This window comes from Streptosporangium sp. NPDC002721 (assembly GCF_042888905.1).
GTDB lineage: Bacteria > Actinomycetota > Actinomycetes > Streptosporangiales > Streptosporangiaceae > Streptosporangium.
This window is the reverse complement of record NZ_JBIAQI010000021.1, coordinates 150,479-163,691: the sequence shown is the minus strand read 5'-3', so window position 1 is coordinate 163,691 and position 13,213 is coordinate 150,479. Positions and strand designations below refer to the sequence as shown.

General features: G+C 72.1%; 13 protein-coding genes. 5 read left to right on the top strand and 8 right to left on the bottom strand.

Annotated features, from left to right (window positions below):
* Nucleotides 1-76: 76 nt before the first annotated feature.
* The gene (locus ACFYWM_RS29190) at nt 77-754 is read left to right on the top strand and encodes a sulfotransferase family protein (RefSeq protein WP_389919795.1); all 678 of its coding nucleotides are present in this window, start codon (nt 77-79) and stop codon (nt 752-754) included.
* A gap of 152 nt (nt 755-906) precedes the next feature.
* Nucleotides 907-1,548 carry a TetR/AcrR family transcriptional regulator C-terminal ligand-binding domain-containing protein gene (locus ACFYWM_RS29185; protein WP_389919793.1) on the top strand — a complete coding sequence of 214 codons (642 nt, stop codon included), beginning with the start codon at nt 907-909 and terminating at the stop codon, nt 1,546-1,548.
* Nucleotides 1,549-1,569: 21 nt separating this feature from the next.
* Here ACFYWM_RS29185 and nhaA read toward each other — a convergent pair whose 3' ends face one another.
* The 6 genes from nhaA to ACFYWM_RS29155 form a co-directional block, all read right to left on the bottom strand.
* Nucleotides 1,570-3,468 (bottom strand): Na+/H+ antiporter NhaA, encoded by a 1,899-nt coding sequence (nhaA, locus tag ACFYWM_RS29180; RefSeq protein WP_389919790.1) that lies wholly within the window; start codon nt 3,466-3,468, stop codon nt 1,570-1,572.
* A gap of 234 nt (nt 3,469-3,702) precedes the next feature.
* Nucleotides 3,703-3,975 (bottom strand): hypothetical protein, encoded by a 273-nt coding sequence (locus ACFYWM_RS29175; RefSeq protein ID WP_389919787.1) that lies wholly within the window; start codon nt 3,973-3,975, stop codon nt 3,703-3,705.
* 174 nt (nt 3,976-4,149) lie between these two features.
* Nucleotides 4,150-4,698, bottom strand: coding sequence for an NUDIX domain-containing protein (locus ACFYWM_RS29170; protein WP_389919784.1), 549 nt, complete (start codon nt 4,696-4,698; stop codon nt 4,150-4,152).
* Nucleotides 4,695-5,045: a DUF952 domain-containing protein gene (locus ACFYWM_RS29165; protein ID WP_389919781.1), complete on the bottom strand. Its 351-nt coding sequence runs from the start codon at nt 5,043-5,045 to the stop codon at nt 4,695-4,697. Before ACFYWM_RS29165 ends, ACFYWM_RS29170 begins: the two co-directional genes overlap by 4 nt.
* 147 nt (nt 5,046-5,192) lie before the next feature.
* Nucleotides 5,193-5,753, bottom strand: a complete 561-nt coding sequence (locus tag ACFYWM_RS29160; RefSeq protein WP_389919778.1) for a GNAT family N-acetyltransferase — start codon at nt 5,751-5,753, stop codon at nt 5,193-5,195.
* 101 nt (nt 5,754-5,854) lie between these two features.
* Entirely contained in the window at nt 5,855-6,181 is a 327-nt protein-coding gene (locus ACFYWM_RS29155; protein ID WP_389919775.1) for a DMT family transporter, read from the bottom strand.
* Nucleotides 6,182-6,324: 143 nt separating this feature from the next.
* On the opposite strand from ACFYWM_RS29155, the gene ACFYWM_RS29150 reads away from it, so the two are divergent.
* The 3 genes from ACFYWM_RS29150 to fumC all read left to right on the top strand — a co-directional run bounded on the left by ACFYWM_RS29150 (nt 6,325) and on the right by fumC (nt 10,813).
* A complete protein-coding gene (locus ACFYWM_RS29150; protein ID WP_389919772.1) occupies nt 6,325-7,287 on the top strand; it encodes a radical SAM protein in 963 nt (320 codons plus the stop codon).
* A 230-nt stretch (nt 7,288-7,517) separates the two neighbouring features.
* Complete coding sequence (locus ACFYWM_RS29145; RefSeq protein ID WP_389919769.1) at nt 7,518-9,278, top strand: NAD-dependent malic enzyme; 1,761 nt, start codon at nt 7,518-7,520, stop codon at nt 9,276-9,278.
* Nucleotides 9,242-10,813, top strand: a complete 1,572-nt coding sequence (fumC, locus tag ACFYWM_RS29140; protein ID WP_389919766.1) for a class II fumarate hydratase — start codon at nt 9,242-9,244, stop codon at nt 10,811-10,813. The genes ACFYWM_RS29145 and fumC overlap by 37 nt, the downstream gene beginning before the upstream one ends.
* A 17-nt stretch (nt 10,814-10,830) precedes the next feature.
* Here fumC and ACFYWM_RS29135 read toward each other — a convergent pair whose 3' ends face one another.
* Nucleotides 10,831-11,523: an HAD family hydrolase gene (locus ACFYWM_RS29135; RefSeq protein ID WP_389919764.1), complete on the bottom strand. Its 693-nt coding sequence runs from the start codon at nt 11,521-11,523 to the stop codon at nt 10,831-10,833.
* A gap of 347 nt (nt 11,524-11,870) precedes the next feature.
* A complete protein-coding gene (locus ACFYWM_RS29130) occupies nt 11,871-13,070 on the bottom strand; it encodes an Ig-like domain-containing protein (RefSeq protein ID WP_389919762.1) in 1,200 nt (399 codons plus the stop codon).
* Nucleotides 13,071-13,213: the final 143 nt, after the last annotated feature.

The following is a 13,213-nucleotide window of genomic DNA, read 5'->3' as shown; positions in this document are numbered from 1 at the left end:
CCTCGCCGATCCTTGATGAGGATGAGACATTGCCGAGGTAGCCGCCGCGCGGTTTCCGGGGGGAACGGCAGGGATCATGCGGGTCATCGGGGCAGGTTTCGGTCGTACGGGAACGCTCTCGCTCAAGACGGCTCTGGAGCGGCTGGGGTACGGGCCGTGTCACCACATGAAGGAGGTGCTGGAGCGGCCCGAGCAGATCCGCCGGTGGCTCGCCCTGGCCGAGGGGCGGCCGGTGAGCTGGGAGGACCTCCTTGAGGGGTACCGCTCCTGCGTGGACTGGCCCTCGGCCGCCTACTGGCGCGAGCTCGCCGGGCACTTCCCCGAGGCCAAGGTCGTGCTCACCGTGCGCGATCCGCAGCGCTGGCTGGCCAGCATGAACGCCACCATCCTGGCGCGGCACGGCCGGGGGCTTTCCGGCAGGGCGATGCGCGGGCTCTCCTCACTGCTGGGCACCGACCTGGCCGCGTTCGCGAAGATGACCAGGCTCACCGTCCAGGAGCGGGTCTTCGGCGACTGCTGGGGGGATCCCGCGCGGATGCTGAGGGTCTTCCAGGAGCACATCGACGAGGTCGAGGCGGCGATGGCGCCCGGCAGGCTGTTGCGGTTCGAGGTCGGCCAGGGCTGGGAGCCGCTGTGCGGGTTTCTCGGGGTGGCGGTGCCCGAGGGCCCGTTCCCCACGGTCAACGACAGCGCCGACTTCGCCAGGGGCGCCCGGACGAACCTGGGCGCCATGCTGCTGCGGCGCAGCGGCTGAGGGCCCGCCCGCCGCCCCGCCCTGTCCGGGGGGAGCCTGTCGTTCGCGGTGGGTGCGCCGGTATGGTGCTCGCGGCCCGCTTCCCTCCACCGCTATGTACACTCTGTACATATATGTGGCCGCGCCGCGTGCGCGTTACCGGAAGGTGGACCGTGACGAACCCCAGCCCGCCCGCCCGACGCGGGCGCGGGCGCCGCCCGGCCGACCAGGTGCGCCAGGAGATCCTGCGGGCGGCCGGTGAGCTCCTGCTGGCCGAGGGCATGGCCGGTTTCACCGTCGAGAAGGTCGCCGCCCTGGCCGGCGCGAGCCGGGTCACGCTGCACAAGTGGTGGCCCTCCAAGGGGGCGCTGGCCCTGGAGGGCTACTTCGGCGTGGTCGGCCCCATCCTGGCCTTTCCCGACAGCGGCGACGTCGCCGCCGACCTCACCGCGCAGCTGAAGGCGTTCGTACGCCTGATGCGCGACACCCGGGCCGGCACCGTCGTGCCGCAGCTCATCGGCCAGGCCCAGACCGATCCCGACCTGGCGGCCGTCTACCGGGAACGCTACTCGGGCCCGCGCCGGGCGCTGGCCGTGCAGGCCCTGGAGAGGGCCAAGGGGCGCGGCCAGCTGCGTCCGGGCCTGGATCCCGAGGTGGCCGTCGACCAGCTGTGGGGCGCCTGCTACCACCGGCTGCTCATCCCCGACCAGCCGCTGAGCGAGGAGTTCGCCGAAGCCCTGGTCGCCAACCTGCTGGGCGGCATCGGCTCGCCCGCTCCCCCGCCCGGCCCCGCAGAGGACCACGCGGGCAGGTGATGCCGGTCGCAGGGCTCCTGGCTATCGCCGCGAAGGATCCAGGCCGGCCCGGGCGCGGGCCGAGCGGATGGCCGCCGACAGGCCGTCGAGGTCGAAGGCCCCGTGGTGGCGCCGCCCGTTGACGAAGAACGTCGGCGTGCCGGACACGCCGCTGACGTCGGCGGAGTCGACGTCGGCGGCGATGCGCGCGACGGCGGCCGGATCGTGCAGGTCGGCGCGAAAACGCTCGACGTCCAGGCCGAGGTCACGGGCGTGGGCGATGAGGTCGGAGGGACGCAGGCGGTCCTGGTTGACGAGCAGGTGGTCGTGCATCTGCCAGAACGCCCCCTGCGCGGCGGCGGCCTCACCGGCCTGGGCGGCCAGCTGGGCCAGGGGGTGGACGTCGGTGAGCGGCAGGTGCCTCCACACGTAGCGGACGTCACCGAGGTCGGCCAGGATGCGGCGCACGACCGGTTCGGCCTGGCCGCAGTAGGGGCACTCGAAGTCGCCGTACTCCACGACGGTCACCGGCGCGTCGGCGGGGCCGCGAAGGTGGTCGCGGGCCGGGTCGACGGGAGCGGCCAGGTCGACGATGGTCTCGGCGGTGCCCAGCAGGGCGCGGGCCCGCAACCGCGCCGGAAGCGTCGCGGTCACGCGGGAGACGGCCCAGGTGAGCACGGGCGCGCACACCGCCGCGGCCAGGATGGCGAATTTGGCCTCCTGCAGCCGGGGGCCGTCGAAGGCCAGGGTGGCGATCAGCAGGGAGACGGTGAAGCCGATGCCGGCGACCGCGCCACCGGCCGTCACCGCGGCCCAGCCGACCGGCGGGCGGACCCGGCCACGGCTGAGCAGGGTGACCAGCCAGGAGGAGACGATGATCCCGGCGGGCTTGCCGAGCGTGTAGGCCAGCAGGATGCCCAGGGTGACCGGGGAGGCGAGGGCTCGCGCCAGGAAGTCGCCGCTGAGGGTTATCCCGGCGTTCGCCAGGGCGAACAAGGGGACGACGACGTAGCTCGTCCAGGGATGGTAGAGCTGCTGCAGCCGCTCGTTGGGCGAGACCGCCGAGGTGAGCCCTCCCTGGGCCGAGCGGGCCAGCTCGGGAGTCGGCTGCTCGCGAAAGAGACGGAACAGGTCGGTGGCGCGTTCCAGGTCCCCGCGGGAGGCCGGGGAGGCGTAGGTCAGCAGTCCCATCGCCAGGCCGATGATGACCGGTTCGACGCCCGAGCGCAGCAGCGCCACCCACGCCGCGGCGCCCAGCAGGGCGTAGACGAATCCGTGGCGCACGCCGGCGGCGCGGACCGCCAGGATCACGGCGAAGACGGCCACCGCGACCAGCAATGGCACCGGGGTGACGTGCTCGCTGTAGAAGATCGCGATGATCGCCAGGGCGAGCAGGTCGTCGACGACGGTGACGGTGAGCAGGTAGGTGCGCAGCCGGGAGGGCAGGCGGGATCCGAACAGGGCGAGCATGCCCAGGGCGAACGCGGTGTCGGTGGACATGGCGGCGCCCCAGCCGTGGACGGCCGGGGTGCCCGCGTTGAACGCGAGGTAGATCGCGACGGGGACGATCATGCCGCCGGCGCCGGCGGCGAGGGGCAGGACGAGCCGCCTGCGCTCGCGCAGCTCCCCCATGTCGAACTCCCGGCGGGCTTCGAGCCCCACCACGAAGAAGAAGAACGTCATCAGGCCGGTGTTGACCCACTGGCGCAGGTCCTGCGAGATGCCCGAGTCTCCCACGGTGACCGACAGCGACAGGCGCCAGAACCGCTCGTAGGCGAAAGGCGCGACATTGGCCCAGGCCAGGGCGGCCAGCGTCGCGGCGAGCAGGATGACGGCGCTGCCGGTCTCGGTACGCAGGAAATCGCGCAGCGGGGTGGTGGAGCCGCGCGCCCACACCGTCCGCGCGGGCGGCGGGGCGCCCTCCTGGCCGGAGGCGGTCATCGTCGGGTTCCCCTCGGGCGCATCGTGCTCTCCCCCGTGCCTGGTGGTCGCGCGTCGCGCGGGACGCGCGACCGGTGGAGCGGGCGCCGCCCGGCCGGTTCGTGCCGGGCGTGACCCGCGGGCGGGGGGCGGCGCTCTCGCGCCGGCGTCGGCCAAGGGTACCCAAGGGGCGGCGCGGTGGTCACTTCGGCCGGCGCCCGCCCGGGACGGCGGGGGGCAGGGCGGCGGGGGAGGTCAGGGCGGCGGGGGCGAGGCCTTGAGTTTCCTGACGAAGCGGGCGGAGGCGCGGTGGCTCATGCCGGTCTCGCCCCGGACCAGGAAGACGGCCTGGTCGAACTGGTCGGTGGCTTTGAGCTCCAGGAGCCGCTCGATGAGCTCGGGGCCGATTCCCCCGCCGACCAGGGCGTTTCTGGGGCGCTGGGCCGCCCGCACCGCGAAGACGATCAGGGCGATGACCGCCGCCACGACGACCGCCGTCAGGAGGAGGATGACGATCGGGTTCGACATGGGCTGAGCGTACCGCCGCGAGGTCGTCGTGTGGGGGGGTGATCACCTGTTTTCGAGGGATTCGAGGGAGATGTGGTGATCGGCCGGTGCGTGGATGTGGTGATGCGGCGCCGGTCGTGTCCGGTCGGCCTTTTCGGCCCTTTCCGGCTCCGGGGAGCGTGCGAGGCCGATCTCTCAGAGCGCCCCGCGCAGCAGGAGCATGGCGTAGGCGGCGATCGAGTTGCTGTCGGTGATGGCGCCGTTCAGGATCATCCGCTCGAACTCGGCTCGCGAGACCCAGTCCTGGCGCATGTCCTGCTCGGTGTGCTCACGCTCGTGGGCGCCGGCGGTCAGGCCGGTGGCGAGGAAGATGTCGTAGTTCTGGCCCGTCGTGCCGTGCGCGTTGTCCAGGCGTCCCAGATGGGTCATCGAGGTGGCTCGCAGGCCGGTCTCCTGGGCCAGCTCGGTGTGGGCGGTGAACAGGGGCGAGGGGCTGTCCTTGACCCCGCCCTGGGGGAAGTTCCAGGTGCGGCGCCCCACCGGGTAGCGGTACTCCTCCACCAGGTGGAACCCGTCGTTCTCCATGGGCATGACGATGGCGAAGTCGGGCACGTCCACGACGCCGTAGATGCCGTGGGAGCCGTCGGGGCGCTCGATGCGATCCTCGCGCACGCTGATCCACGGGTTGGTGTAGACGACCATGGAGTCGAGGGTGCGGATGGTTGGTCCGGATAGGTCGGTCATGCGCGGAGCCTACTGACAGAGCCGGAACCGGGCGGGGTGAACGGCTCGACGGCGGTCACCGCGGTGACCGGCAGCGGCCCGTAGATGTGCGGGAACGCCTCGGGCGAGTCTCCGGGCACCTCCTCCATGCGTACGTCGAGCCCGGCGGGGTCGACGCTGAGCAGCACGAGGGGATCGGTGACGTCGCCGTAGAAGCGCTCCACGACCCCGCGCAGCTGCTCGTGGTCGGCGCAGGCGTGGATGAAACCGACGTCGTCGAGGGTGAGCCCGATGGTGGAGACGCGGTACTCCCCCACCCGCCGGGCGGCGTCCCAGTCGGAGGCCAGGGCGAGATGCAGAATGGTCATCGGATGACATGGTGCCCTGCGCGCGCCCGTCGTTCAACCGGAGCCCCTCGGCGGGCGCGGGGCCGGGCCGCCCGCCACGAGACAGCCACCGGCCGGGCTCATCACCCGTCGGGCTCATCAGCCGTGAGACTCACCGTCCGTGAGGCTTCAGCGCCGGGCGTGCCACTCGCGGCGCAGGATGGCGTAGACGAGCTCGCTGGTCCACTCGCCCTTGACCATCTCGTTGTCGACGAAGTGGGCCTCGCGGCGCATGCCGAGTTTCTCCAGCACCCGGGCCGAGGCCTCGTTGCGGGCGTCCAGGCGGCCGATGACGCGGTGCAGGTCCAGGCCGTCGAAGCCGAGCTCCAGCATGGCCAGGGCCGCCTCGGTGGCGTACCCCCTGCCGTGGTGGCCGGGGTGGAAGACGTAGCCGATCTCGCCGGTGCGCTGTGAGCGGCTGTGCCAGATGAGCAGGACGTCGCCGAGCAGCTCGCCGGTGGCGGCCAGCTCCACCGCCAGGGTGAGGGACCGGCCCTCCTCCAGCAGCGCCGTCTCGCCGATCTTTCTTTCCAGCGCCTCGCGGGTCTGCTCACGGTCGCGCGGCTCCCAGTACAGGTAACGGGCGACCTCGGGCAGGCGGTGGATGGCGTACAGGGCGTCGAGGTCGGCCGGGGTGTAGGGGCGCAGGATCAGGCGATCGGTCCGTACGGGGTAGGAAGGCTTCAGCACCGGGTCAGATTAGGACAGTCGCCGCGCGGCGGGCGAGGCGTTTATCCGGGGGTGCGCGGGTGGGCGCGCGCGTTCGCCCAAAGGCGCGCGGGGGCGGGGGCTCAGTGGGCGCCGCCGGCCAGGTTGAGCACCACGACGCCGCCGATGATCAGGACGATGCCCGCGATCTTGGCGAAGCTGATCGTCTCGCCGAGGAAGAGCACGCCGATGGCGGCGATGATCGCGGTGCCCGCCCCGGCCCAGACCGCGTAGGCGGTGCCGACCTCCATCTGCAGCTTGAGCGCCTGGGCCAGCAGGATGAACGCGGCGGCGTATCCGGCGACGACGAGGACCGACCAGCCCTTGTGGGCGAACCCGTCGCTCAGCTTGAGGGCGGTGGTCGCCACGATCTCCGCGACGATCGCTCCGGCCAGGATCAGCCACGCCATAATTCCCCCACTCCCCCAAAAATCGGCATAAACATACCATTTTCCATCGATCGTCGGCCGCCGGATCCCCGGGGGCGGGGCCGTCCGGCGCCACGACCTGCCCGGCTTGCGAGGGGTGTCGAAAGCGTGTTCCACTGGGCCGCATGCCATGGGACGCGCCCGCCCTGCTCGCCGCGCCGCCCGACGTCAGGCCGCGGATCGAGCGCTCCGCGCTGACCAGGGTCCACGGGGCTCTGACCTGTTATGAGGTGCAGGCGCGCACCGCGCTCGACCGCACCCCCGAAGGCTGGGCGGTCAGCCCCTACCGGGGGTGCGCCCAGGCCTGCCGTTACTGCTCGGTACGCCGGGGGCACCGCTACCTGGGGCTGAACGCCGAGGGCGACTTCGACTCCCGGATCGTGGTGCGCACCAACATCGTGCGCAAACTGCGCGCGGAGCTACGATCGCGCTGGGACGGCGAGCACGTCACCGTGGGAGTGGGGGGCGACTGCTACCAGGGCGCCGAGGAGGTCTACCGGCTGATGCCCGGCCTGGTCGGCGCGTTGCGCGAGGCCGGGGCGCCGTTCACCGTGTTCACCAAGAGCCGGTTGATCCTGCGTGACACCGACCTGCTGGCCGCCACCCCCGGGGCCGGGGTGGTGGTCTCGATCGCCTTCGTCGACGACCGGATCCGCCGCAGCGTGGAGCCCGGTGCCCCCAGCGCTCAGAAACGCCTGGAGCTGGTGGCCGAGCTGAACGAGCGGGGGGTGGCGTGCGGGGTGGCGATGGCGCCGATCCTGCCGCTGCTGACCGACTCCCCCGACCAGCTCGCGGCCACCGTGCGCCGCGTCGCCGACGCCGGGGCCGTCAGCCTCGTCCCCCACGTGCTGCGCCTGCCCCCCGGCGCCCGTGAGTGGTACCTCGCCTGGCTGGGCGAGCACCATCCGGCGCTCGCGCCCCGCTACGCCGAGCTGTACGGCAGGGGCGCCGACGCCGAGCCCGGCTACGTGCGCAACCTCACCGGCCAGGTGGCACGGCTGGCCGCCCGCTACGGGATGGGCCCGGCGCGGCCCGAGCAGCCCCTGCCGCTGGCCCTGCCCAGGCAGGCCCAGCTCACCCTCCTGTGAGCCCTGCGTGAGGTCTGCGTGAGCCCTGCGTGAGTTCTGCCTGTGAGCCCTGCCTGTGAGCCCTGCCGTCCTCTCCCCCGGCCTCCGGAAGGGACGGCCTTCCGGAAAGGACATTAAGCGGCAAAAGGAACCTTTGTCCTGATTATGGCGTTCGCCGCCGTGCCCCGGGGAGGGCATAAACGGGTACGGGCCCGCACGCCGGGCGGCCGTCAACGGGCGGGGAGGACACCATGGGCAAGACGATGTCGCCGGGCAGGAGACGGCAGCTCGCCCGGGCGCGCCGCGGCTTCGCGGAGAACCCCGACGGGAGCTACACCACCCCGGGGCGCGGCCTGGAGGTCCTGGACAACCCGCTGCTGAACAAGGGGACGGCCTTCACCCCGGCCGAACGCGAGGAGCTGGGCCTGGACGGGCTCCTGCCGGCGGCGGTCGAGACGCTGGAGGAGCAGGCGCGCCGCGCCTACGCGCAGTATCTGGCGCAACCGGACGACCTGCGCAAGAACGTCTACCTGACGGCGCTGCAGGACCGCAACGAGGTGTTGTTCTACCGGCTGCTGGGCGATCACCTGCCCGAGATGCTGCCGGTCGTCTACGACCCGACGATCGCCCTGGCGATCGAGGGCTACAGCCACGAGTACCGCCGGCCGCGGGGGGTGTACCTGTCGGTCGACGACGCGGCCGACGCCGCCGACGTCGACCGGGCCTTCGCCAACCTGGGCCTGGGGCCCGACGACGTCGACCTGGTCGTCGCCTCCGACGCCGAGGAGATCCTCGGCATCGGCGACTGGGGGGTGGGCGGCGGCGCGGGCATCGCCGTCGGCAAGCTGGCCGTCTACACCGCCGCCGCGGGCATCGACCCGGCCCGGGTCGTCGCCGTGGCGCTGGACGTGGGCACCGACAACGGGAGACTGCTCGACGACCCCCTCTACGTCGGCAACCGGCACCCGCGGGTGCGGGGGCGGCGCTACGACGACTTCGTCGACGCCTACGTCTCGGCGGCCGTCGCCCGCTTTCCCGGCGCGATGCTGCACTGGGAGGACTTCGGCCCCTCCAACGCCCGGCGCATCCTGGAGCGCTACACCGGCCGCCTTCCCACCTTCAACGACGACATGCAGGGCACCGGCGCGATCGTGCTGGCGGCCATGCTGGGCGCCGCCCGCGTCTCGGGCACCCCCATGCGCGAGCAGCGGATCGTCGTCTTCGGCGCCGGTACGGCCGGCGTCGGGATCGCCGACCAGCTGCGCGACGCGATGGTGCGCGACGGCCTGGAGGCCCGGGAGGCCGTCCGCCGGATCTGGGCGGTCGACCGGCAGGGCCTGCTGACCGACGACATGTCGGGCCTGCGGGACTTCCAGACCCCCTACGCCCGCCCGGCCTCGGAGGTCGCCGGCTGGCTCAGGGACGCCAGGGAGAACGGGATCGGGCTGGCCGAGGTCGTCGGCCGCGTCCACCCGACCATGCTGCTGGGCACCTCCACCGCGCACGGCGCCTTCACCGAGGAGATCGTGCGCGCGATGGCCGCCGCCGTCGAGCGGCCCGTCGTCTTCCCCATCTCCAACCCGACCAGCCGCATCGAGGCGATGCCCGAGGACCTGATCCGCTGGACCGGCGGCCGCGTCCTGGTCGCCACCGGCATCCCGGTCGCCCCCGTCACCCATGACGGCCTCACCCACACCATCGGCCAGGCCAACAACGCCCTGCTGTATCCGGGGCTGGGACTGGGGGTGATCGTCTCGCGTGCCCGGCGGGTCAGCGACGGCATGCTCCAGGCCGCGGCCGAGGCGGTCGGCTCGATGGCCGACGTCTCGGCCCCCGGCGCCTCCCTGCTGCCTCCGGTCGGCGACCTGCGGGAGGTCTCGGCCACCGTCGCCGTCGCCGTCGCCCGCCGGGCCGCCGCCGAGGGCCTGGCCCGCGTGGACCTGCCCGACCCCGTCCAGCAGGTACGGGACGCGATGTGGCAGCCGTGCTACCGGCCGGTCAGGGGAGCCTGACGGTGGCCGCCCGCCACCCGCGCCGCGCGCGGGAGGCCGCGCCGGAGATTCTCGACGTGCCGATCGGGCTGCGGGCCTCGGGCACTCGTACCGAGAGCGACTCGATGGGTGAGATCCAGGTCCCGGCCGACCACTACTGGGGCGCGCAGACCCAGCGCTCGCTGATCCACTTCGACATCGGCGAGGACCGGATGCCCAAGGCCGTCTACCACGCCTACGGTGTCGTCAAGAAGGCCGCGGCCCTGGTCAACGGGGAGGCCGGGCGCCTGCCCGGCTGGAAGGCCCACCTGATCGCCCGGGTCTGCGACGAGGTCGTCACCGGTGAGCTGGACGCGGAGTTCCCGCTGTACGTCTGGCAGACCGGCTCCGGCACCCAGTCGAACATGAACGTCAACGAGGTGATCTCCAACCGGGCGATCCAGCTGCTCGGCGGCCGGCTCGGCGCCAAGGAGCCGGTCCACCCCAACGACCACGTCAACATGGGGCAGTCCTCCAACGACACCTTCGTCACCGCTATGCACATCGCCGCGGCCCGGGCCGCCACCGGCCGCCTGCTGCCCGCGCTGGCGCGGCTGCGAGAGGCCGCCGAGGCCCGCAGCCGCGAGTGGGGGCACGTGGTCAAGGTCGGCCGTACCCACCTGGAGGACGCCACGCCGCTCACGGTCGGCCAGGAGTGGTCGGGCTACGCCGCCCAGCTCCAAGACGCCGAGGAGGATCTCCGGCACGCCCTGGCGGGGTTGTACCGGCTGGCGATCGGCGGCACGGCGGTGGGCACCGGGCTGAACGCGCCACCGGGGTTCGGGGCCGAGGCCGCCGCGCGGATCGCGGCCCTCACCGGGCTGGCCTTCACCGGCGCTCCCAACGCCTTCGCCGCGCAGGCCTCCTGCGACGCGCTGGTGCGTTTCTCGGCGGCGCTGCGCACCCTGGCGGTGCCGCTGTTCAAGTTCGCCAACGACATGCGCTGGCTGGGCTCGGGGCCCCGTACGGGCTTGGGCGAGCTGGTGCTGCCCGCCAACGAGCCGGGGTCGTCGATCATGCCGGGGAAGGTGAACCCGACCCAGGCCGAGGCGGTGCTGATGGTCTGCGTCCAGGTCATGGGCAACGACGCGGCGGTCTCGATGGCGGGTGCGGAGGGCAACTTCGAGCTCAACGCCTTCCGGCCGGTCGTCATCGACAACGTCCTGCGCTCGGTGCGGCTGCTGGCCGACGCGATGGACCACTTCCGCGCCTATCTCGTCGAGGGCGTCCGGCTCGACACCGCCAGGCTGGAGGACAACGTCGGCCGCTCGCTGATGATGGTCACCGCGCTCAGCCCGGCCATCGGCTACGACAGGGCCGCGCGCATCGCCCACCGCGCGCTGCGCGAGGACCTCACCCTCAGGGACGCCGCCCTGAGGTCGGGCGTCGGCGAGGCCCTCTACGACAGGGTCGTCGACCCCGAACGTCTCACCCGGCCCGGCGTGGCCGCCGCCGACTCCACTGGCTCCACCGACCCCGCGGGCTCCCCTGAGACGGGCTCCGCAGACGGAGGCTGAGAACGGCTTTCAGGGCCTCAGAAGTGGTCCAGCAGCTCGGGGAACCTGCCCAGCCGCAGCACCCGCTCGTCGCCGGGGTCGAGATCGGTCTTCTCCAGCGCCCAGGTGTGGTCGTTGGGGATGAACACCGCGTTCATCCCCGCCTGCCGGGCGGGAAGGATGTCGGACTTCGGGGAGTTGCCGATCATCCAGGTCGTCGCGGGCGCCAGCGCGTGCTCGCGGGCCAGCCACCGGTAGATCTCGACGTCCTTCTCCGCCACGATGTGCACGTCGCGGAAGTGGTGGGCCAGCTGTGAGGCCTCCAGCTTGCGCCGCTGCTCGTCCAGGTCGCCCTTGGTGAGCAGGAGCAGCTCGTGGCGCTCGCTCAGGGTCGTGAGCGTCTCGGCGACGCCGTCGACCAGCTCCACCCGGCGCCCGACGAGGGCCAGGGCCAGCTCGTCGATGCGGCGGCGCTCGGCCGCGGTCGCGGGGCGCTCGCTCAGCCGCTCGAAGCACTCGCCGAGGCTGCGCAGGAACATCGTGCTGCCGTAGCCGTGGGTGACGGCGTTGGCCGCCTGGATGTCGTCGACGAGGGCGCGGATCTGGGCTCGGTCGAGGGTCGGATGCGCCAGCCAGTCGAGGAAGTCCTCGACGACCCGCTCGAACAACACGTTGTTCTCCCACAGCGTGTCGTCGGCGTCGAAGATGAGCACCTGCTCCTGGAGCCTCACACGGTCCTCCCCCGAGAACGTCCCCACCGGCGGCGCCCCCGCGCCGCCGTCGTGTCCGCCGCACACGCTACCGCGCCCGCCAGGCCGGGCGCGGCCGGTTTCTCACTACCGCCGCACCACCGCCACACCGCCCGGGATCACCCGCCACACCGCCCGGGATCACCGGCTCGGGGCCGCCCGCGAACCGCCGAGGGGGGCCGCCCCAAGCCACCCCGGGCCATCGCGGGCCGGGGCGCCGCCGGCGCCGGGCGGGGGCCTGTTCAGGGGATCGGGCCAGACCGGCACGCCGGGCGAGCGGGCCCGGCCCGGGCGGCGGAACGGGCGAAGTGGTGGGGCGGTTCCGGGGGTCAGGCTCGGGCCAGGGCGCTGCCCTTACGCCATTCCTTGAACGACAGCTGCCAGAAGCCCCAGCCGTTGTTCCACTCCATCTCGCGGTCGGTCCCCCTGATGGTGATCACATCGCCGCGCTGGACCTGGTTGTAGTACCACCTGGCCTGGTCGGGGCGGGAGTTGATGCACCCGTGGCTGACGTTCTGGCGTCCCTGGGCCCACACGTTGTTCAGCGCGTGCACGTACTCGCCGCTGTTGGAGAAACGGACCGCGTGGTTGATCATGAGGTCGTAGTAGCCGGGGTCGCCCTTCTTGCGGCCCGGGGAGATCATGCGCTCGGGGTTGGCCTTGCCCATCGCCAGGTGGATACCGCTGGTGGTGGTGTACTCGCGCGTGCTGGCGTTGCCCGCGCTGATCAGCATGGTCTGCACGACCTTGCCGTCCCGCTTGACGATCATCTTGTGCTTGCGGGTGTCGATCGTGGCGATCTGGGCCGCGCCGATCCGGATGACCTTGGTCATGTCCTTCACGCCGTACATGTCCTTGCCGCCCTGCACGCCCTTGAGGCGGGCGGTGAAGGTCACCTTCTGGTGCGGCTGCCAGAATTTCGCGGTCCGGTAGATCACGGTCGTGTCGTTGATCCACCGCCAGGCGCCCTGGACCGGCTTTTGCGCCTTGACCTCCAGGGCCTTCTCCACCCCGGCCTTGTTGGCGATCTGCTGGTTGAAGGTGACGATGATCGGCGCCCCCACGCCGACCTTCTCCCCCTTGATCGCCGGGGTGACGTCCGCCACCTCGAGCTCGTGCTTGGGCTTGAGCGTCCTGAAGGAGCTGCCGGCGGTCGTGCCGTCCACCGCCCGGACCGAAACGGTGTAGTCACTGTCCGGCATCATGGGCGTGGAGGAGATCCACTTCGTGCGCTCGGCGTCGAAGTCACCCGCCAGCTCGCGGCCACCGCTCTCCACGGTGACCTCCTCCAACGCCCCGTTGGAGGCCGCGACGACGACCTTCTTGTCCGGGCGTACGGTCTTGCTGCCCTTGGCCGGGCTGATCTTTATCTCCGTCACGGCCGGGGCGGTGGCGGCGACGGCGCCCGATCCGGCGCCCGGACCGGGAGAAGCCTCCGGAGCCGCCCCCCCGGAGCAGGCGGTGACCAGCACCGCCGCGGTCGCCAGGGCCAGACCGGCCAGCGGCGTCCTGAGGTGTCGGCGTTCCACGATCAGCACAATTTCTCTCCCCAACTACAGCAAACTGCTCTTAAAACACTAATAGGAGATGCATGATGACTGAACATGGTTGCGCCTGATTTGGTAACGTTTCGGTCTCTTCCTAAAGTCAAAAAAATGCCAACCACGAGTCA

Coding starts and splice junctions, on each gene's coding strand:
- ACFYWM_RS29190 (WP_389919795.1), top strand. CDS start 77: ATGCGGGTCATCGGGGCAGGTTTCGGTCGTACGGGAACGCTCTCGCTC.
- nhaA (WP_389919790.1), bottom strand. CDS start 3,468: ATGACCGCCTCCGGCCAGGAGGGCGCCCCGCCGCCCGCGCGGACGGTG.
- ACFYWM_RS29175 (WP_389919787.1), bottom strand. CDS start 3,975: ATGTCGAACCCGATCGTCATCCTCCTCCTGACGGCGGTCGTCGTGGCG.
- ACFYWM_RS29170 (WP_389919784.1), bottom strand. CDS start 4,698: ATGACCGACCTATCCGGACCAACCATCCGCACCCTCGACTCCATGGTC.
- ACFYWM_RS29165 (WP_389919781.1), bottom strand. CDS start 5,045: ATGACCATTCTGCATCTCGCCCTGGCCTCCGACTGGGACGCCGCCCGG.
- ACFYWM_RS29155 (WP_389919775.1), bottom strand. CDS start 6,181: ATGGCGTGGCTGATCCTGGCCGGAGCGATCGTCGCGGAGATCGTGGCG.
- ACFYWM_RS29150 (WP_389919772.1), top strand. CDS start 6,325: ATGCCATGGGACGCGCCCGCCCTGCTCGCCGCGCCGCCCGACGTCAGG.
- ACFYWM_RS29145 (WP_389919769.1), top strand. CDS start 7,518: ATGGGCAAGACGATGTCGCCGGGCAGGAGACGGCAGCTCGCCCGGGCG.